General features: G+C 62.4%; 20 protein-coding genes and 1 tRNA gene. 9 read left to right on the top strand and 12 right to left on the bottom strand.

The annotated features are described in order from the left end of the window. The first annotated feature begins 33 nt into the window (after window positions 1-33). The 6 genes from argS to LOKVESSMR4R_RS20435 all read left to right on the top strand — a co-directional run bounded on the left by argS (window position 34) and on the right by LOKVESSMR4R_RS20435 (window position 5,425). Window positions 34-1,776: an arginine--tRNA ligase gene (argS, locus tag LOKVESSMR4R_RS08200; RefSeq protein ID WP_087212861.1), complete on the top strand. Its 1,743-nt coding sequence runs from the start codon at window positions 34-36 to the stop codon at window positions 1,774-1,776. A 70-nt stretch (window positions 1,777-1,846) separates the two neighbouring features. After that, window positions 1,847-2,776, top strand: a complete 930-nt coding sequence (locus LOKVESSMR4R_RS08195) for an SPOR domain-containing protein (protein WP_087207371.1) — start codon at window positions 1,847-1,849, stop codon at window positions 2,774-2,776. Further along, window positions 2,777-3,766: a beta-N-acetylhexosaminidase gene (gene nagZ, locus LOKVESSMR4R_RS08190; RefSeq protein WP_087207368.1), complete on the top strand. Its 990-nt coding sequence runs from the start codon at window positions 2,777-2,779 to the stop codon at window positions 3,764-3,766. Between the two features lie 6 nt (window positions 3,767-3,772). Continuing rightward, on the top strand, window positions 3,773-4,567 hold the full coding sequence (locus LOKVESSMR4R_RS08185) for a segregation and condensation protein A (protein ID WP_087207365.1): 795 nt from the start codon (window positions 3,773-3,775) through the stop codon (window positions 4,565-4,567). Then, window positions 4,560-5,201 (top strand): SMC-Scp complex subunit ScpB, encoded by a 642-nt coding sequence (scpB, locus tag LOKVESSMR4R_RS08180; protein ID WP_087207363.1) that lies wholly within the window; start codon window positions 4,560-4,562, stop codon window positions 5,199-5,201. Before LOKVESSMR4R_RS08185 ends, scpB begins: the two co-directional genes overlap by 8 nt. A 47-nt stretch (window positions 5,202-5,248) precedes the next feature. Then, entirely contained in the window at window positions 5,249-5,425 is a 177-nt protein-coding gene (locus tag LOKVESSMR4R_RS20435) for a hypothetical protein (RefSeq protein WP_204248745.1), read from the top strand. Here the strand turns inward: LOKVESSMR4R_RS20435 and LOKVESSMR4R_RS08175 are convergent. The 8 genes from LOKVESSMR4R_RS08175 to LOKVESSMR4R_RS08140 form a co-directional block, all read right to left on the bottom strand. Further along, a complete protein-coding gene (locus LOKVESSMR4R_RS08175) occupies window positions 5,415-6,497 on the bottom strand; it encodes a 2'-deoxycytidine 5'-triphosphate deaminase (RefSeq protein ID WP_204248744.1) in 1,083 nt (360 codons plus the stop codon). The genes LOKVESSMR4R_RS20435 and LOKVESSMR4R_RS08175 overlap by 11 nt on opposite strands. A gap of 152 nt (window positions 6,498-6,649) precedes the next feature. Beyond that, window positions 6,650-6,726 (bottom strand) — tRNA-Pro (locus LOKVESSMR4R_RS08170). A gap of 111 nt (window positions 6,727-6,837) precedes the next feature. Continuing rightward, window positions 6,838-7,470, bottom strand: coding sequence for a MerR family transcriptional regulator (locus LOKVESSMR4R_RS08165; protein ID WP_087207361.1), 633 nt, complete (start codon window positions 7,468-7,470; stop codon window positions 6,838-6,840). A gap of 3 nt (window positions 7,471-7,473) precedes the next feature. Continuing rightward, complete coding sequence (gene ihfA / locus LOKVESSMR4R_RS08160) at window positions 7,474-7,776, bottom strand: integration host factor subunit alpha (RefSeq protein ID WP_087207359.1); 303 nt, start codon at window positions 7,774-7,776, stop codon at window positions 7,474-7,476. A gap of 96 nt (window positions 7,777-7,872) precedes the next feature. Further along, window positions 7,873-8,844 (bottom strand): beta-ketoacyl-ACP synthase III, encoded by a 972-nt coding sequence (locus tag LOKVESSMR4R_RS08155; RefSeq protein WP_087207356.1) that lies wholly within the window; start codon window positions 8,842-8,844, stop codon window positions 7,873-7,875. 4 nt (window positions 8,845-8,848) lie between these two features. Continuing rightward, window positions 8,849-9,961 carry a phosphate acyltransferase PlsX gene (plsX, locus tag LOKVESSMR4R_RS08150; RefSeq protein ID WP_087207354.1) on the bottom strand — a complete coding sequence of 371 codons (1,113 nt, stop codon included), beginning with the start codon at window positions 9,959-9,961 and terminating at the stop codon, window positions 8,849-8,851. Between the two features lie 22 nt (window positions 9,962-9,983). Next, window positions 9,984-10,190, bottom strand: a complete 207-nt coding sequence (gene rpmF / locus LOKVESSMR4R_RS08145; RefSeq protein ID WP_087207352.1) for a 50S ribosomal protein L32 — start codon at window positions 10,188-10,190, stop codon at window positions 9,984-9,986. Between the two features lie 235 nt (window positions 10,191-10,425). Beyond that, window positions 10,426-10,962, bottom strand: coding sequence for a YceD family protein (locus LOKVESSMR4R_RS08140; protein WP_237331938.1), 537 nt, complete (start codon window positions 10,960-10,962; stop codon window positions 10,426-10,428). 91 nt (window positions 10,963-11,053) lie between these two features. Between LOKVESSMR4R_RS08140 and LOKVESSMR4R_RS08135 the strand changes: the two genes are divergently transcribed. Next, on the top strand, window positions 11,054-11,530 hold the full coding sequence (locus LOKVESSMR4R_RS08135) for an outer membrane protein assembly factor BamE (protein WP_087207350.1): 477 nt from the start codon (window positions 11,054-11,056) through the stop codon (window positions 11,528-11,530). Here LOKVESSMR4R_RS08135 and msrB read toward each other — a convergent pair. Continuing rightward, window positions 11,527-11,919 (bottom strand): peptide-methionine (R)-S-oxide reductase MsrB, encoded by a 393-nt coding sequence (gene msrB, locus LOKVESSMR4R_RS08130; RefSeq protein ID WP_087207349.1) that lies wholly within the window; start codon window positions 11,917-11,919, stop codon window positions 11,527-11,529. The two genes, LOKVESSMR4R_RS08135 and msrB, sit on opposite strands and share 4 nt — an antisense overlap. 66 nt (window positions 11,920-11,985) lie before the next feature. Between msrB and LOKVESSMR4R_RS08125 the strand changes: the two genes are divergently transcribed. After that, complete coding sequence (locus tag LOKVESSMR4R_RS08125) at window positions 11,986-12,702, top strand: GNAT family N-acetyltransferase (RefSeq protein WP_087207348.1); 717 nt, start codon at window positions 11,986-11,988, stop codon at window positions 12,700-12,702. 41 nt (window positions 12,703-12,743) lie between these two features. Continuing rightward, on the top strand, window positions 12,744-14,552 hold the full coding sequence (locus tag LOKVESSMR4R_RS08120) for an ABC-F family ATP-binding cassette domain-containing protein (protein ID WP_087207346.1): 1,809 nt from the start codon (window positions 12,744-12,746) through the stop codon (window positions 14,550-14,552). On the opposite strand, the gene LOKVESSMR4R_RS08115 is transcribed toward LOKVESSMR4R_RS08120, so the two are convergent. From LOKVESSMR4R_RS08115 to mazG, 3 genes are all read right to left on the bottom strand, one after another. After that, on the bottom strand, window positions 14,553-15,269 hold the full coding sequence (locus tag LOKVESSMR4R_RS08115) for an SDR family NAD(P)-dependent oxidoreductase (protein WP_087207344.1): 717 nt from the start codon (window positions 15,267-15,269) through the stop codon (window positions 14,553-14,555). Window positions 15,270-15,387: 118 nt separating this feature from the next. After that, entirely contained in the window at window positions 15,388-16,392 is a 1,005-nt protein-coding gene (locus tag LOKVESSMR4R_RS08110) for a Fe(3+) ABC transporter substrate-binding protein (RefSeq protein ID WP_087207342.1), read from the bottom strand. 69 nt (window positions 16,393-16,461) lie between these two features. Further along, on the bottom strand, window positions 16,462-17,292 hold the full coding sequence (gene mazG, locus LOKVESSMR4R_RS08105) for a nucleoside triphosphate pyrophosphohydrolase (RefSeq protein WP_087212852.1): 831 nt from the start codon (window positions 17,290-17,292) through the stop codon (window positions 16,462-16,464). Window positions 17,293-17,342: the final 50 nt, after the last annotated feature.

The raw sequence follows: 17,342 nt of genomic DNA, 5'->3' as shown, positions 1-17,342 counted from the left end.
ATACACCTGCCGGATCAAAAATGGACCGATAAAATGAACCTTTTCGCTGATATGCGGGGCCGTGTGCTGGCCTGTCTTGACCAGATGGTTGCCGAGGGCGCGCTGCCGCAGGGGCTGGCGCTGGATGCCGTCGCGGTCGAGCCGCCGCGCGATGCGGCCCATGGCGATATGGCGACGAATGCGGCGATGGTGCTGGCCAAGCCCGCAGGCCTGAACCCGCGCGCGATTGCAGATGCGCTGGCGGTGAAACTGGCCGCCGATCCGCTGATTGCCAGCGCCGATGTCGCAGGCCCCGGTTTCCTGAACATGCGTCTGGTCCCCGCCGCCTGGCATGGGATCGTCAAGGCAGCGCTGTCAGATACCGCGTTCGGCCGGTCCAATCTGGGGCAGGGGCAGCGGATGATGGTTGAATATGTCTCCGCCAACCCCACCGGCCCGCTGCATGTGGGCCATACGCGCGGCGCGGTCTTTGGTGACGCGCTGGCCAGCCTGTTGGATTACGCAGGCTATGACGTGACCCGCGAATATTACATCAACGACGGTGGCGCGCAGGTCGATGTTTTGGCGCGATCGGTCTATATGCGCTATCTCGAAGCGCATGATCTATCGGTGGATTGGCCCGAAGGCACCTATCCCGGCGATTACCTGATCCCCGTGGGTGAGGCGCTGAAGGACAAGGTCGGCGATGCCTATATCGACAAGGGCGAACAATTCTGGCTAGAAGATGTGCGCGCATTCGCCACCAATGCGATGATGGATCTGATCCGCGAGGATCTGGCGCAGCTGAACATCACGATGGATCATTTCTATTCGGAAAAGTCACTCTATGGCAGCGGCTTGATCGAAAAAGCGATTGCGGAATTGAAAGCCAAGGGGCTGATCTATCAAGGCGTGCTGGAACCGCCCAAGGGCAAGACGCCCGAAGATTGGGAACCGCGCGAACAGACCCTGTTCAGATCCACCGCGCATGGCGATGACGTGGATCGGCCGGTGCAGAAATCGGATGGCGCCTGGACCTATTTCGCGCCCGATATCGCCTATCATTACGACAAGGTACAGCGCGGCTATGATGCGCTGATCGATGTCTTCGGTGCTGATCACGGCGGCTATGTCAAACGGATGAAAGCGGCTGTGGCCGCGCTATCGGATGGCAAGGTGCCGCTGGATATCAAGCTGACGCAGCTGGTAAAATTATATCAAAACGGCGCGCCTTTCAAAATGTCGAAACGGGCAGGGACCTTTATCACCCTGCGCGATGTGGTGGACGAGGTCGGCCCCGACGTGACCCGTTTCCACATGCTGACGCGCAAGAATGACGCGCCGCTGGATTTCGACTTTGCCAAGGTGTTGGAACAATCCAAGGATAACCCTGTCTTTTACGTCCAATATGCCCATGCGCGGGTCAATTCGGTGCTGCGCAAGGCGCAAGATGCCGGGATTGCCGTTGATGATGCCACGCTGGCCGCGGTCGATCTGGCGGGTTTGACCCATGATGCCGAACTGGCGGTCGCGCGCAAGATCGCGGAATGGCCGCGTCTGGTGGAAATCGCGGCCAAGGGTCATGAACCCCATAGGATCGCCTTTTATCTTTATGATCTGGCGTCGGATTTCCACGCTTTGTGGAACCGGGGCAATGACGATACCAGCCTGCGCTTCCTGCAAATGGGTGATTCTGATACAACACAAGCGAAAATTGCGCTGATCCGGGCTGTTGCGATTGTTATTTCGCACGGTTTGGGTATTCTTGGCGTCAAACCGGCAGAGGAAATGCGCTAACGCAGCCCGCCGGCCAAAGGCAGAGCAGACGACCCGACAAGCCGTAAACGGCGCGGGCAGTGAGGCAGTGATGGCAACATACGAGCAGGGGTTTCCCCCGCGGTCGGGCAATGGTCCCGCGCAATCTTGGACGAATGCGACCGGGGCGCTGGTCTCTTTGTCGCTGATTTTCGGGATCGGATATTGGGGATATCAATTGATCATGCGTGACGTGACGGGCATCCCCGTGGTCCGCGCGATTGAAGGCGATATGCGCGTGCTGCCCGATGATCCGGGCGGTGATATCGCGCGTCATGTCGGCCTGTCCGTCAATGAATTGGTCGCCATGGGCGAGGCCGCAGCCCCCGAGGACCGCCTTGTGCTGGCCCCGCGCATGCCCGGTCTTGCCCGCGAAGACCTCGAGGCTGTGCCGATGGCCAGCGTCGATGATGTGGGCGAAGAAACGATGCAACCCGTCGCCCTGTTGCCCGATGCCGCCGCGCTTGCCGTGCCCGCCCAGAATATGGGCGCCACGGTCGAGGATGTGCTGGCCATGGTCACCCAGATCACCGCCGAGGATGCCGCCCCCGCAGAAACCACCGTGGCAGGCCGGGTGCCTGTCTCTGTGCCCGGTGTCGCCTTGTCGCTGCGTCCGGTGCTGCGGCCTGCCTCTTTGCGCACGGCTGCGGCAGGGGCGGCGGCGGCCAGCCCGTCCGCGCCTGTTGCGGCGACGCTTTCAGAGGTGCCTGTCAGCACCGCCAGTTTCGCCACCGGCACTGATCTGGTGCAGTTGGGCGCGTTTTCATCGCCCGCGCTGGCCGCCGAAGAATGGGCGCGGCTGGCTGGGCGCTTTGGTCCGCTGATGGCCGGGCGCGAACGCGTCGTGCAGGTCAGCACCCAAAGCAGCGGCACCTGGTACCGGTTGCGCGCCAGCGGCTTTGCCGACCGCGACGATGCCCGCCGGTTCTGTGCTGCGCTGCAGGCCGAAGGGGCCGAATGTATCGCGGTCGTGGTCAATTAAGTGACGCAGACAGCGGCGATTTTCGGGCCAGCCGCGCTGGATATCACGCCATGGGAACGCGGGTTTTTCCGTGACGCCGACCCTTGGGGGTTCATCCTTTTCGCGCGCAATATCGACAGCCCCGACCAGCTGCGCCGCCTGACCGGCGATCTGCGCGCTGCTGTGGGCCGCGATGCCCCGATCCTGATCGACCAAGAAGGCGGGCGCGTGCAACGGATGCGCAGCCCGCATTGGCGCGACTATCTGCCCGCGCTGGACCAGATGGCGCGCGCGCGCGATCCTTTGCGCGCACAATGGCTGCGCTACCGGCTGATCGCCCATGATCTGCTGTCCGTGGGCATCGACGTCAATTGCGCGCCTCTGGCCGATGTAGCCGAGGATGCGACCCATCCTTTCCTGCAAAACCGCCTTTACGGGCGCGATGTGCCAAGTGTGATCGCCGCCGCGCGGGCCTGCGCCGATGGCTTGCTGGCGGGCGGCGTGCTGCCGGTCCTGAAACATATCCCCGGTCACGGGCGCGCGCAGGCCGATAGCCATCTGGCCTTGCCGCGTGTCAGTGCCAGCGTCGATGATCTGACCGCCCATGATTTCGCGCCTTTCACGGCGCTGCGCGATCTGCCCTTGGGGATGAGCGCGCATATCGTTTTCACAGCGCTTGACCCCGACCGGCCCGCGACGACATCGCCGGTGATGATGCAGGTGATCCGCGACCAGATCGGGTTTGACGGGCTGCTGATGACCGATGATCTGTCGATGCAGGCGCTGGCAGGTTCGGTGACCGACCGCAGCAAGGCCGCCATCGCCGCTGGCTGCGATCTGATCCTGCATTGCAACGGGGATGCGGATGAAATGGCGCAGGTCGCCGCCGCCGCCGGTGCGCTGTCAGCCACAGCGCAGCGGCGCGCCGATCATGCGCTTGCGCTGCGGGGTGATCCGCAAAAGATTGACATTGCCGCGCTGGAGGCCGAATTTGACACGCTGATAGCGTGAGGCCCGATGCAGCCCGATGAATTTGAACAAGATACCGACCGTATCAGCGCCCGCGTCGCCGCCGAGGCGCTGATCGTCGATGTCGGCGCGTTTGAAGGGCCGCTCGATCTGCTGCTGACGCTGTCGCGCACCCAAAAGGTCGACCTGCGCCAGATTTCCATTCTGGCGCTGGCACAGCAATATCTGGCCTTTGTCGAACAGGCCAAGGCGCTGCGGCTGGAACTGGCCGCCGATTATCTGGTGATGGCGGCCTGGCTTGCCTTTCTCAAATCGCGGCTCTTGCTGCCGCCTGACCCGCGCGAGGCGGGACCATCGGGCGAGGAACTCGCCGCCCATCTGGCGTTCCAGCTGGAACGTCTGGCCGCCATGCGCGAAGCGGCGGCGCAATTGATGGCGCGTGACCAGCTGGGGCGCGATTTCTTTGCCCGTGGCATCACCGAAGATGTGCAGCGCGTGCGCCGCATCAGCTATACCGCGACGCTGCTGGACCTGATGCAAGGCTATGCGCGGATCCGCACCCGCGATGATTTCCGGCCCTTCGTGCTGGACCGGCAGCATGTGATGACGATGGAACAGGCGCTGGAACGGATGCGCCATCTGATCGGCTTTGCCGGTGACTGGACCGATATTTCCAGCTATCTGCCCGATGGTTGGAATGCCGATCCGCAACGCAGACGGTCCACGACAGCGGCGACTTTCGCCGCCTCGCTGGAACTGGCCAAAGAAGGCAAGATCGAAATCCGCCAAGGCGATACATTCGCTCCGATCCAGATACGCAAGAAAGAACCGCGCAATGGCTAAACCGCAAAATGACAGCCTGTTTGACGCGCCCCCGATGGGCGAACAGGAACGCATGGTCGAGGCGATCCTCTTTGCCACCGCCGATCCGGTCACGCTGCAAGAATTGATCGGGCGGATGCCGCATGGCTGCGACCCCGCCGAGGCGCTGGCTTATTTGCGCAAACGCTATGAAGGGCGCGGCGTCAACCTGGTGCGCATCGGCGATGCCTGGGCGATCCGCACGGCCCCCGATCTGGGGTTCCTGATGCAAAAGGAAATCGTCGAAACCCGCAAATTATCGCGCGCGGCGATCGAAACGCTGGCCATCGTCGCCTATCACCAGCCCGTGACCCGCGCCGAGATCGAGGAAATTCGCGGCGTCAGCGTCAGCCGCGGCACCATCGACCAGCTGATAGAAATGGAATGGATCCGCTTTGGCCGGCGCAAGATGACACCGGGGCGGCCGGTCACCTTTGTCGTCACGCAGGTGTTTCTGGATCATTTCGGTCTGGAAAACGCCCGCGACCTGCCCGGGCTCAAGGAATTGCGCGCCGCTGGCCTGTTGGAAAACCGGCCCCCCCCCGGCACGGCCGCGCCCGAGGATGCGGGCGAAGACAGCGGCGATCAAGATCAATCCGAATTGTTTGAAGATTGAGGGTTCGGCGCTATCCTCGCGCCTGTTTGGTGTGAAAGGCTGTAACGATGAATATGAACCGTGTGGTCACGATGATCCTTCGGCAGGTGATGAACCGCGGGATCGGCAAAGGGATGCAGAAGCTGTCCAAAGGCGGCGGACAGGCGGGCAAACCCGCGCCCGGTGCCGGTCAGGGCAAGAAATTGCAACAGGGGATGCGCCTGCTGCGCCGCCTCATGCGCTAGCTTTGAAATGTTTGGACAGTTTCAACCCCTGTCCTTGGTAATTGGACTGGATCGCCTGTCCGTATAAAGCCTCGGGCAGGGCGGCCATATGTTCATAAACCAACCGGCCCACGACCTGCCCATGTTCGAGCACGAAAGGCGCCTCGTGGCAGCGGACTTCCAGCACGCCGCGTGATCCGGTGCCACCTGCGGCGGCATAGCCGAAACCGGGGTCGAAAAACCCCGCGTAATGCACGCGAAATTCGCCCACCATCGCCAGATAGGGGGCCATTTCGGCCGCCTGCATCGGCGGGATGACAATCGCCTCGCGGCTGACAAGGATGTAAAAGGCACCCGGATCAAGGATGATCCAGCCGCTATCGGTATGCACCTTTTCCCAGAATTCGGCCGGGTCATAATGGTTCAGCTTGGCCAGATCGATCACGCCGGTATGTGGCTTGGCGCGATACCCGACCAGATTGCCCGCCGCGGGGCGCAGATCGACGGAAAAGCCCAAGCCTTCCGAAATCACCGGATCACCCGACACGATAGGCGTGACGGCATGCAGCGCGCGCAGCTCTTCATCGGACATGATGGTCTTGCCCTGGCGGAAAATGATCTGGTTCAGCATCTGGCCGGGCTGGGCCACGACCGAAAAGGACCGCGGGCAAATCTCGACAAAAAGCGGCCCCTTATATCCCGCAGGCACGCGGTCAAATTCGACACCATGATCGGTGATGATCCGCGTCAGCAGATCCAGCCGCCCGATGGATGATTTCGCCGAGGCCGCCCCCGTCATTCCCGCAGGCAAGGACAGGCTTTCCATCAAGGGCACCACATAGACGCAGCCTTTTTCCAGCACCGCCCCGCCGGTCAGATCAATGGCATGCATCTGGAAATCCGCCAGCCGTTCGGTCACCGTCCGGGCGCGGCCGGCCAGAAACGAGGCGCGCACGCGGTAGGCCGTGGACCCCAGCCGCAGATCAAGCGAGGCGGGCTGGATCTGACCCGCCGCAATCGGCGCTGACGCATGGATCGCGCCCCGCGCAATCAGCGCGCGGATCTGATGGTCTGCCAGAACGCCGTTTTGCATCTCTCGCCCCTTTGCGGATATCAAAACGCCCGCTGCACAGAAAGGCAAGCGGGCGATGATCAGCGTTTCAGCAAAGACCTGTGTCACGTTTCGCTGCGCAAAACCGCGAAAAGCAACAGATCATGTTCCAGGCCTGTCCTGAAACGCTGTATTGGTCGGGCTAGCAGGACTCGAACCTGCGACCTTCCGTCCCCCAGACGGACGCGCTACCAGGCTGCGCTATAGCCCGACTAGGCGTGTTCATACTGGAATCTGGCGCAGGGACAAGCCCGAAAAGCATCATCTTCCGAGCCTAAATATCCCCGCCGGAGGCAAAAAGTTTTTCGGCGCGACAGCGCTGTCAGGCGCGGTGCATCCGGGCGCGCAGACCCTCCAGCCGGGCCAGCAGCGGCGCGATCCGGGCGGCTTGCGCCTGCAAGGCGCCGGGGTGCAGCGGTGCGCGTCCGATCAGGCGGCCGGGCAGATCGGGCAGCTCTTGTGGCGGGGCCGCAAAGACCGGATGGCGCGGCGGTTGCGGCGCATCATCAAAGGCCAGCGCTGTCTGCGCCGGGGGGGCGGCCGGGGCCGGGGCCATGACTGGGGCCGGGGCCACGACTGGCGCCGGGGCTGCGGGCGCTGCTGCAATCTCTGGATGTGTCTCTGGCGCTGCCACGCTCTCGGGCGCGCGTGCAGGCGCAACCTCTTCGGCGGTCTCTGGCGTCACGCTTTGGCCCAGCGTGGCCACATATTTGGCGCCCTTGTCGCGCAGCAATTTCTGGGTGCCTTTGATGGTCAGCCCGTCTTCATGCAGCAATTGCTTGATCCCGCCCAAAAGATCCATATCGCTGGGCCGGTAATAGCGCCGGCCACCGGCCCCTTTGACGGGGCGGATCTGGCTGAATTTGGTTTCCCAAAAGCGCAGCACATGGGTCGGGGTATCCAGCCATTCCGCGACTTCGGAAATCGTGCGAAAGGCTTCGCGGGCTTTGGCCATGGCTCAGGTCTTGTTCCCGGTGGCGACGCGATCTTTCATCAGATGCGAGGGCCGAAAGGTCAGCACGCGGCGCGGATGGATCGGGACTTCTTCGCCGGTCTTGGGGTTGCGGCCGATACGGGCGGCTTTGTCACGCACCGCAAAAGTGCCGAAGGACGAAATCTTGACCGTATCGCCCGCCACCAGCGAATCGGAAATATGCGTCAGCACGCTTTCCACCAGATCGGCGCTGTCGTTGCGCGACAGGCCCACTTCGTTATGGACCGCATCGGCCAGATCCATCCGTGTCAAAGTCTTATCCGTCATGCACCATATCCCCGCGATTTCGCATCACATTGGCGCGGGCCAATTTCAGAGTCAATAACAAGGGCTTGCAACAGGGCTTTGCAAGACATGACCCGGCTACCAGCGCAGCACCACCGACCCCCAGGCCAGACCGCCGCCAATCGCCTCGGTCACGACCAGATCGCCGCGCTTGATCTGGCCATTGGCCACGCCGACCGACAGCGCCAGCGGGATCGAGGCGGCGGATGTATTGCCATGGTCCTGCACGGTCACGACCACGCGGTCCATGCCCACACCCAGTTTCTTGGCGGTGGCCTGGATGATGCGGATATTGGCCTGATGCGGCACGACCCAGGTCACGTCATCGGCGGTCAGCCCGACCTTATGCAGGGCGGTATCGGCGGTCTGGGCCAGCTTTTCGACGGCATGGCGGAACAGCTCGCGGCCTTCCATGCGCAGCACGCCGGTGGTCCGGGTCGAGACCCCGCCATCGACATAAAGCATATCCTTGTACCGCCCGTCCGAATTCAGATCGACCGACAGGATGCCGCGATCAGCAGTGCTGCCATCGCCGTCTTCGGCCGACAGGATCAGCGCGCCGGCCCCATCGCCGAACAAGACACAGGTCGCCCGGTCGGTCCAATCCATCAGCTTGCTGAAGGTTTCCGCGCCGATCACCATGACATGATTGGCCTGCCCCGAGATGATCAGCGCATTCGCGGTTGACATCGCATAGACGAAACCGGCGCAAACCGCTTGGATATCAAAGGCATAGCCCGTGGTATTGCCAATGGCATTCTGCACCATCGTCGCGGTCGAGGGAAAGGTCAGGTCAGAGGTCGATGTCGCCACGACGATGGCGTCAATCTCATTGGGGTCGATCGCGGCCATGGCCAGCGCGGCTTTGGCGGCACGGATCGCAAGGTCGGATGTGGTCTGGCCTTCGGCTGCGAAATGACGCCGTTCGATGCCGGACCGGGTCTTGATCCATTCATCCGATGTGTCCAGCGTCTTTTCGAATTCGCTGTTGGGAACGATCCTGTCGGGCAGGTAATGCCCGATGCCCCTGACCACTGCGCGCCGTGTCATCGTGTTAATCGCCCGTTTTGTTGCTGCCTGTCTCGGCGGCATTATCTTGGCCCTGATCTTGGGCAAGTGTGGCGGCGGATGCAACCCGCGCGGCCAGCTTGTCCGAAAAACCGGTCTGCGCCAGCCGGTAGGCCAGATGCAGCGCCGCGGCGACACCTGTCGCATCAGCCGAGCCATGGCTTTTGATCACGGTCTGGTTCAGCCCCAGAAAGACACCGCCATTCACCCGGCGCGGATCGATCCTTTTGCGCAGGCGGCGCAAGGATCCGCGCGCCAGCAGCGCGCCCAGCATCGACAAAGGATTGCCCATCATCGCGCCACGCAGCAATTCGCCCACCAAAGAGGCGGTGCCTTCGCCGGTTTTCAGCGCGACATTGCCGGTGAATCCGTCGGTGACGATGACATCGACCTTGTTCGAGGGCAGATCGCCGCCTTCGACGAATCCGATATAATCAAACTCGCCCTTCTCGGCGGCACGCGCGATCAGCTCATGCGCGACCTTCAATTCGGCGCGGCCCTTATGTTCCTCGGTGCCGACATTCAGCAGCCCGACGCGGGGGCGGGCGATATCCAGCCCGTTGCGCGCATATGACGCCCCCATCAGCGCATAGGTCAGCAGATCATCCTGATCGGCGCGGATATCGGCCCCGGCATCCAGCATGACATTGAACCCCGCAGGGTTGCGCGAGGGCCAAAGACAGGCAATCGCGGGGCGGTTCACGCCTTCGGCCTTGCGCAGGCGCAGCATCGACAAAGCCATCAGCCCGCCGGTATTGCCGCAAGATACGCAGACCGCAGCCTGACCGTCGCGCACCGCGTCAATCGCCGACCACATCGAGGTTTTCTTGCCATGCCGCAGCACATGGCTGGGCTTGTCCGACATTTTTACGACATCGGATGCATCATGCACGGTCACGCGACCGGCCAGATGATGCGCGGCGACCAAAGGATCAAGCTCGGCCTTGGGGCCATGCAGCAGGGCATGGGCATCAGGTGTGGCGGCCAGAAACTTTGAAAGGCCCGCAACCACGGTTGCAGGCCCTTTGTCGCCACCCATAGCATCAACAGAAAGCACATTGGCCGATGTCGAGACTGGTCCCGTCTGGCGCTGTATCATGCTGTTGTGCCTGCGTTACAGCTTATGCTGCGTCTTCGTCCAGATCGACCTCGGTCGTGCTGGCGACGACTTCGCGTGTCGCGTAATGGCCGCAGGATGGGCAGACATGATGCGGACGCTTCATTTCACCGCAATTATCGCATTCGTTGGGGTTTGCAGCGACAAGCGAGTCGTGCGCGCGCCGGTTGTTGCGGCGGGATTTGGAAACTTTATTCTGCTGGACGGCCATGACGGAACCCTATGATAGACGGGCGCGCGGCCCTGATTTGTGCATCTGTCGGGGGTCCTACGCCAATCTGGCAGCCCTGTCGAGACGCTGTATGAAAGAGGTCGCTTAAATACCGCGATAAACGTCCGGCGCAACCCTTTTTTGCCTGATCTGCCGGGGTCTGCCTGTGGCTGCGCCACAGTTGATGCCTCCGGCGGGGATATTTTTACGAAAAAGATGTTGAAAGAGGGGCGCTTTAGCCGTCGTTGTCCTTGAGCCTGTCACGCAAGGCACCCAGCCCAGCGAAAGGGCGGGCCGCTTCATCGGTCAGGGGGGCGACGCCTTTTTCGGTATAGACGCTTTGTCCCAGTTCCGCCCCCGTGGCGCGCGGATAAAGCGGCAGCGCCAGCGCCAAAGCCTCGGCCAGCACGGCGTAAAGGTCGATGCTGTCGGGCAGCGGTTCGGTGGTGTCATCCTCGGGCATTTCGACCTCGGTGCCGGTCGGTTCGGGCAGATCAGCCAGATATTGGCGGGTCACATCCTCGTCGATGCGGGTCGTGACAGGGTCCAGCGTGACCACGCAATCCTGCACGACCGTCGCCCCCAGCTGGGCGCTCAGATGCCAATCCTTGCGGCCTTGCGGGGACAGCTTGCCTGCAAAGCGCAGCTTTTTGATGCTGACGATCCCCAAAGTATCCGCGAGAGAGGCGCGTTCGGCGGCATCGGGTTCCAGCACAAAGCTGGTTCCGCGCGCGGCGGCCAGATCGGCCAAACGCAAGAGTGATTGAGGCATCTGGGGCAAGGGTGCTTTCGATTCTTGAACAGGGGCGGGTGGTGATGTAGGGGGAATAAAAGGCATCAGATGCCAAAGCAAGGGGCCTGACATGACCATGACCAAACTGCGCGCCAGCCTGCGGGCTCCGGTTTTTGTGCTGGCTGTCGTGGCGCTGACGGCCTGCACCCCGATGACAAGGTTCCACGGTTTCGCCCCTGATGCGCGCGAATTGGCGCAGCTTGCGGTCGGCCAGACCACGCGCGACGAGGTGATGACGCTCTTTGGCCCGCCCACATCGGACGGCGCCCTGCGCGATGATACGCTTTATTACGTCGCCAGCCAATTCGACCGGATCGGCCCCTTTGCCCCGCAAGAGGTGGACCGCACTGTGATTGCCCTGCGCTTTGACAGCGCCGACCGGTTGCGCAACGTCAGCCGCTATACGCTCGAGGACGGGCGCGTGGTCACGCTGGACCGCCGCGTCACCGATGACGGGATCGGGGATCTGGGCGTGCTGGAACAGCTGCTTGGGTCTTTCGGGCGGCTGGATGCGGGCACATTGCTGGGCGCGGATGACGATTTCTAATCCGCCGGTTCAAAGGTCAGCGCGACCCCGTTCATGCAATAGCGCAGCCCCGTGGGGGCAGGCCCATCGGGAAAGACATGGCCCAGATGCGCGTCACAACGGGCGCAATGGACCTCTGTGCGTGTCATGAAAAACCCGCGATCCACCGATTCCCCGACCTGTTCGGGCGCGATCGGTTCATAGAAAGACGGCCAGCCGGTGCCGCTTTCGAATTTGGCGCCTTGGTCGAACAAAGGCGCGCCGCAGCAGACGCAAAGATAGGTGCCGGGGGTCTTGGGAAAATCCTCATGCGTGCCTGCGCGTTCGGTGCCATGTTTGCGCGTCACTTTGAACGCCAGATCAGACAGCTGGTCGCGCCATTCGGCATCGGATTTGATGATTTTATCCATGTCATATTCCTTTTTCAGCCATTGTGCATAAGGTAGGGCGCAAGACCCCTATCGCCAAGGCAGGCCATGACAATCGCATTCGAGATCGCAGGCTATCACGCGCGTCTGGCGGCAAGCCCCGCCGATCTGGCCGCCTGTCAGCAGCTGCGGCACCGCTGCTTTTTCGGCCGGGCCGGGCGGGATGCGGATCGTTTTGACGCGCGCTGCCAGCATCTGATGATCGCGGATCGCACAGGCCGGCTGGTCGCTGTGGCGCGGATCATGCTGATCGGGCAGGGCGGCGATATCGCGCAAAGCTATGCGGCGCAGTTTTATGATCTGTCGGGTCTGGCGGGCTTATCCGGCCCGCTGATGGAAATGGGGCGGTTCTGCATCGCCGCCGATGTGCTGGACGCGGATGTCGTGCGCGTCGCCTGGGGCGCGCTGGCGCAGATCGTCGATGACGCGGGGGTGCAGATCCTGTTCGGCTGCACCAGTTTCGCGGGCATTGATCCTGCGCGCTATGGGCTGGCCCTGGCGCGGCTGGCCGCCCAGCATCAAGGCCCCGCGCATTTGCGCCCCGGCGTCAAGGCAGCCGAGGTGGTGGCGCTGCAGGGCCAGGGTGACGGGTCCGCGCCCATGCCGTCCTTGCTGCGGTCCTATCTGGCGATGGGCGGCTGGGTCAGCGATCACGCGGTGGTGGACCGGCAGATGAACACGCTGCATGTCTTTACCTGCCTTGATATCGCCGCCATCCCACCGGCACGCGCACGGGCCTTGCGCGCCGTGGCGGGGGCGCGCTGAAACCCCTTGCACTGGCGCAAGCCACGCAATAGCAGGCGGGCATGGCACGCGCACCCCTTCTTCAGATTTCCGATATCGCCCTGACCTTTGGCGGCGATCCTGTTTTTGCCGACCTGTCGCTGGTGATCCAGCCGGGCGACCGTGTGGCGCTGGTGGGGCGCAACGGATCGGGCAAATCCACCTTGATGAAGGTCATGGCAGGCCTTGTGCTGCCTGACAGCGGCACGCGCGTCGCATCCCCCGGCGTGCAGGTCGGCTATATGGAACAAGACCCCGAGATGAAGGGCTTTGCCACTTTGGGCGATTATGCCGCCTCTAGCCTGCCGCCCGTGGAATCCTACAAGGTCGATATGGTCGCCGAAGGGCTGAAATTCGATCCTGCCGGTGCTGTGGCCACGGCATCGGGCGGTGAACGGCGCCGCGCGGCACTGGCCAAGCTGATGGCCGAAGCGCCTGAATTGATGCTGCTGGATGAGCCGACCAACCATCTGGATATCGAGGCCATCGCCTGGCTCGAAAACGAACTCAAACAGACCCGCGCGGCCTTTGTGCTGATCAGCCATGACCGCGCCTTCCTGCGCGCCTTGACGCGGGCGACTTTGTGGATCGACCGGGGTGCGGTGCGCCGCGCTGAACAGGGGTTTGATGCTTTCGAGGAATGGCGCGACAAGATCTGGGAAGAAGAAGACCAGCAGCGCCATAAACTCAACCGCAAGATCAAGGCCGAGGCGCGATGGGCCGTCGAAGGCATTTCCGCCCGCCGCACCCGGAACCAGGGGCGTCTGCGCGCATTGCAAGACCTGCGCGCCGAAAAGGCCGGCCAGATCCGCCGGCAGGGCACGGCGGCGATGGCCTTTGACGGCGGGTCCAGCTCGGGGCGCAAGGTCGTGGAATGTTTCGGTCTGAGCAAGGCATTCGACGGCAAAAACATCGTGCAGGGGCTGGATCTGACCGTGCAGCGCGGCGACCGGATCGCCTTTGTCGGGCCGAATGGCGTGGGCAAAACCACGCTGATCAAGATGTTGCTGGGGCAGGTCGCGCCTGACGCGGGGCAGGTCAAACTCGGCACGAAACTTGATATCGCGGTCTTTGATCAGACCCGCGCCGCGCTGAACCCTGATATGACGCTGTGGGAAAATCTGGCCTCGGACCCCGAATTGGGGGTTTCGGGCAAATCCGACCAGATCATGGTGCGCGGCACGCCGAAACATGTGGTGGGATATCTCAAGGAATTCCTCTTTGACGAGGCACAGGCCCGCGCCCCTGTCCGGTCGCTGTCAGGCGGCGAAAAGGCGCGGCTGTTGCTGGCGCGGCTGATGGCGCGCGAAAGCAATCTTTTGGTGCTGGACGAGCCGACCAATGATCTGGATATCGAAACGCTGGATCTGTTGCAGGATATCCTGGGCGATTACGACAGCACGGTGCTGCTGGTCAGCCATGACCGCGATTTTCTGGACCGGGTGGCGACGACCACGATCGCGATGGAAGGCAACGGGCAGGCCGTGGTCTATCCGGGCGGCTGGTCGGATTACCGCGACCAGCGCGGTGGCGATTTCACCGAATCAGCAACGGCGACCAAACCATTGTCCAAAAAGGACAAACCCGCCGAGAAAAAATCCAGCGGCGGGCTGTCCTTTACGGAAAAGCACAGGCTTGACGCGCTGCCCGGGCTGATCGCCACGCTGAGCGCGGAAATCGGCAAGCTCGAAGAATTGCTCGCCGATCCGGCGCTTTTCACCGAAAATCCGGTGAAATTCGCCAAGGCCACCGATGCGCTGATCGCGCGGCAGATGCAGCTGTCGGATGCCGAGGATGAATGGCTGATCTTGGAAGAAAAAGCCGCGGGCTGATCAGGGCATCCGCAAAGCACCATCCAGCCGGATCGTGGTGCCGTTAAGGTAATCACATTCCACGATGAACCGCGCCAAAGCGGCAAATTCCGCCGGATCACCCAGCCGTGCGGGATAGACCACATCGCGCGCCAGCCCCGCCATGACCTCTTCGCCCAGCGAGATCAGCATCGGCGTGCGAAAAATCCCCGGCGCGATGGCCATGACACGGATCCCGTTGCGCCCCAGATCGCGCGCCATCGGCAAGGACAGACCGGCGATACCGGCCTTTGACGCCGCATAGGCCGCCTGACCCTTTTGCCCGTCAAAAGCGGCGACCGATGCCGTGTTGATGATCACACCGCCCTGCGCCATCCGCGCGGCGGCCAGGCGCGCGACATTGAACGTACCACAAAGGTTGATATCGATTGTGCGCGCAAAACTGGCCTGCCGGTGCGGGCCATCGCGGCCCAGCGTCTTTTCTGCCGTGGCGATGCCTGCGCAATTGACCGCGACATTCAGCCCGCTGACCTGGTCCAGCCCTGCGGCAATGCTGTCTTCATCGGTGACATCGACCTGCGCGAATGCCGCGCCGATCTGCTTGGCAAATCCCGCCCCGGCCGGATCGCGATCAAAGATCGTCACCTGCGCGCCTGCGGCCACAAAGGCCTGCGCCGTCGCCGCCCCCAGACCGGATGCGCCGCCGGTCACAATCGCCACTGCTGTTGAGATATCCATGCATTCCTCCTGTTGCCGCGCAGATTGCCCACGCCCAAGAGAAATGCCAACCCCATCTTCCGAGCCCAAATATCCTCGGGGGGGTCTGGGGGGCCGACAGCCCCCCAGCTTTCGCGATTCAGCCGTCGAAATTCACTTCTTCGGTGATCCGCACGGATACCGGACGGTTCGCAGCCAGTTCGTTCAGATCGACCGTATCTGGCGTGAATTCACCCCAGCTGGCGACCAGTTCGGACCGCGCCGCGCCTTCCAGCACTGGATATTCGTGATTGGTTTCCGCATAGATCGCCTGCGCTTCTGGCGAGACAAGGAATTCCATCAGCTGCACGGCTTCGTCACGGTTCGGCGCGGATTGCGTCATGGCCATGCCGGAGACGTTCACATGGGTGCCGCCATCTTCAAAGGTCGGAAAAACGATGCGCACGGAATCGGCCCATGCCTGCTGTTCCGGATCGGCCAGCATGCCGCCCATGTAATAGGTATTGCCAAAGCTGATGTCGCATTCACCGGCCCAGATCGCGCGGACCTGCGCGCGATCGTTGCCTTCGGGCTTGCGCGCCAGGTTCTCGCGGATACCTGCGGCCCAGTCGCGCGCGCCGTCTTCGCCATGATGCGCGATCACGGCCGAGAGCAGCGCAAGGTTGTAATTATGCATGCCCGAACGTGTGCAGATCCGGCCTTCCCATTTGTCACTGGCCAGGTCCTCGTAGGTGGTGACTTCGCCATCGGCCACCCGCTCTTTGGAGGCATAGATGATCCGCGCGCGGGTGGTCAGGCCGAACCACAGATTTTCATCCGAGCGCAGCTCGGCAGGGATCGCCGCGTTCAGAACGTCGCTTTCCACCGCCTGCACCACACCGGCATCCACGATCTGTTTCAGATTGGCGATATCGACCGTCATCACCAGGTCAGCGGGCGAACGGGCGCCCTCGGCGGTCAGACGTTCGACCAGGCCATCATTGATATAGGACAGGTTCACGGGAATGCCGGTTTCGGCGGTGAATGCATCCATGACCGGCTGGATCAGGCCGGGTTCACGGGTGGTGTAGATATTCACATCGGCAATGGCAGGGCCGGCAATGGCGGCACAGGTGCTGGCCAAAAGGATGTTGCGCAGGTTCATGGAAAGCCTCCTTGGTTGAACTGGCGCCTGTAAATCCGAGTCTTTTACTTTGGTCAATACCTGAATAATTTACTCGGACTTTTCCGGCGCTCTTTCCAGCGCCTTTTGCGCATTCCAAAGCGCATCCATTTCCGCCAGATTGCTGTCGGCGGGGGATTTGCCGCGCGCGGCCAAAGCTTTTTCTATCCCTTTGAAACGGCAGGTGAATTTTTCATTCGTGCCGCGCAGGGCCGCCTCGGGGTCGACCCCCAGATGGCGCGCCAGATTGGCCAGCACGAACAGCAGATCGCCCATCTCATCGGCAATCTCGACCTGTGTCAGCCTGTCGCGGGCGGCGACCAGCTCGGCGGCCTCTTCGATGATCTTATCCAGCACATGGGATGTGTCGGGCCAGTCGAATCCCACCCGGGCTGCGCGTTTTTGCAATTTGACCGCGCGCATCAGCGCAGGCAGGCCCAGGGCGACACCGTCCAGCACGCCGCCCTGCGCCTTGCCTGCGCGTTCGGCGGCCTTGATCTTTTCCCAATCGGCGACCTGCTGGGCGGGGGATTTGTCGCGGTTATCATCGCCAAAGACATGCGGATGGCGCGCGACCATCTTGTCGGCGATATTGCGCACCACGCTCTCGAAGGTGAAATGCCCGGCCTCGGCCCCGATTTGCGCGTGATAGACAGTTTGCAGCAACAGATCGCCTAATTCGCCTTCGAGGTCGGGCCAATCGGCGCGGGCGATGGCATCGGCGACCTCATAGGCTTCTTCGATCGTATAGGGCGCGATCGTGTCGAAATCCTGCACGATATCCCACGGACAGCCTTTATCGGGGTCGCGCAACCGGCGCATGATTTCCAAAAGACGCGGCATCCCGCCGTCAGGGTCATGGATCAGGGCATCTTCCGCCATTGCAGCCACCTTCAACTTGGGTTCAACTGACCCTATTGCCCCGCCACAGA

The sequence above is a fragment of the Yoonia vestfoldensis genome (assembly GCF_002158905.1).
In the GTDB taxonomy this organism is placed as follows: Bacteria; Pseudomonadota; Alphaproteobacteria; order Rhodobacterales; family Rhodobacteraceae; genus Yoonia; species Yoonia vestfoldensis_B.
This window is presented reverse-complemented; position numbering and strand designations above follow the sequence as displayed.

Excerpts from the sequence above, each read along its gene's own strand:
- LOKVESSMR4R_RS08115 (WP_087207344.1), bottom strand. The coding sequence starts at position 15,269 with ATGGATATCTCAACAGCAGTGGCGATTGTGACCGGCGGCGCATCCGGT.
- LOKVESSMR4R_RS08165 (WP_087207361.1), bottom strand. The coding sequence starts at position 7,470 with ATGGCCAAAGCCCGCGAAGCCTTTCGCACGATTTCCGAAGTCGCGGAA.
- argS (WP_087212861.1), top strand. The coding sequence starts at position 34 with ATGAACCTTTTCGCTGATATGCGGGGCCGTGTGCTGGCCTGTCTTGAC.
- LOKVESSMR4R_RS08110 (WP_087207342.1), bottom strand. The coding sequence starts at position 16,392 with ATGAACCTGCGCAACATCCTTTTGGCCAGCACCTGTGCCGCCATTGCC.
- ihfA (WP_087207359.1), bottom strand. The coding sequence starts at position 7,776 with ATGACGGATAAGACTTTGACACGGATGGATCTGGCCGATGCGGTCCAT.
- LOKVESSMR4R_RS08155 (WP_087207356.1), bottom strand. The coding sequence starts at position 8,844 with ATGACACGGCGCGCAGTGGTCAGGGGCATCGGGCATTACCTGCCCGAC.
- LOKVESSMR4R_RS08195 (WP_087207371.1), top strand. The coding sequence starts at position 1,847 with ATGGCAACATACGAGCAGGGGTTTCCCCCGCGGTCGGGCAATGGTCCC.
- LOKVESSMR4R_RS08120 (WP_087207346.1), top strand. The coding sequence starts at position 12,744 with ATGGCACGCGCACCCCTTCTTCAGATTTCCGATATCGCCCTGACCTTT.
- LOKVESSMR4R_RS08135 (WP_087207350.1), top strand. The coding sequence starts at position 11,054 with ATGACCATGACCAAACTGCGCGCCAGCCTGCGGGCTCCGGTTTTTGTG.
- scpB (WP_087207363.1), top strand. The coding sequence starts at position 4,560 with ATGGCTAAACCGCAAAATGACAGCCTGTTTGACGCGCCCCCGATGGGC.
- LOKVESSMR4R_RS08185 (WP_087207365.1), top strand. The coding sequence starts at position 3,773 with ATGCAGCCCGATGAATTTGAACAAGATACCGACCGTATCAGCGCCCGC.
- LOKVESSMR4R_RS08175 (WP_204248744.1), bottom strand. The coding sequence starts at position 6,497 with ATGCAAAACGGCGTTCTGGCAGACCATCAGATCCGCGCGCTGATTGCG.
- LOKVESSMR4R_RS20435 (WP_204248745.1), top strand. The coding sequence starts at position 5,249 with ATGAATATGAACCGTGTGGTCACGATGATCCTTCGGCAGGTGATGAAC.
- LOKVESSMR4R_RS08140 (WP_237331938.1), bottom strand. The coding sequence starts at position 10,962 with ATGCCTCAATCACTCTTGCGTTTGGCCGATCTGGCCGCCGCGCGCGGA.
- LOKVESSMR4R_RS08125 (WP_087207348.1), top strand. The coding sequence starts at position 11,986 with ATGACAATCGCATTCGAGATCGCAGGCTATCACGCGCGTCTGGCGGCA.
- msrB (WP_087207349.1), bottom strand. The coding sequence starts at position 11,919 with ATGGATAAAATCATCAAATCCGATGCCGAATGGCGCGACCAGCTGTCT.
- plsX (WP_087207354.1), bottom strand. The coding sequence starts at position 9,961 with ATGATACAGCGCCAGACGGGACCAGTCTCGACATCGGCCAATGTGCTT.
- rpmF (WP_087207352.1), bottom strand. The coding sequence starts at position 10,190 with ATGGCCGTCCAGCAGAATAAAGTTTCCAAATCCCGCCGCAACAACCGG.
- mazG (WP_087212852.1), bottom strand. The coding sequence starts at position 17,292 with ATGGCGGAAGATGCCCTGATCCATGACCCTGACGGCGGGATGCCGCGT.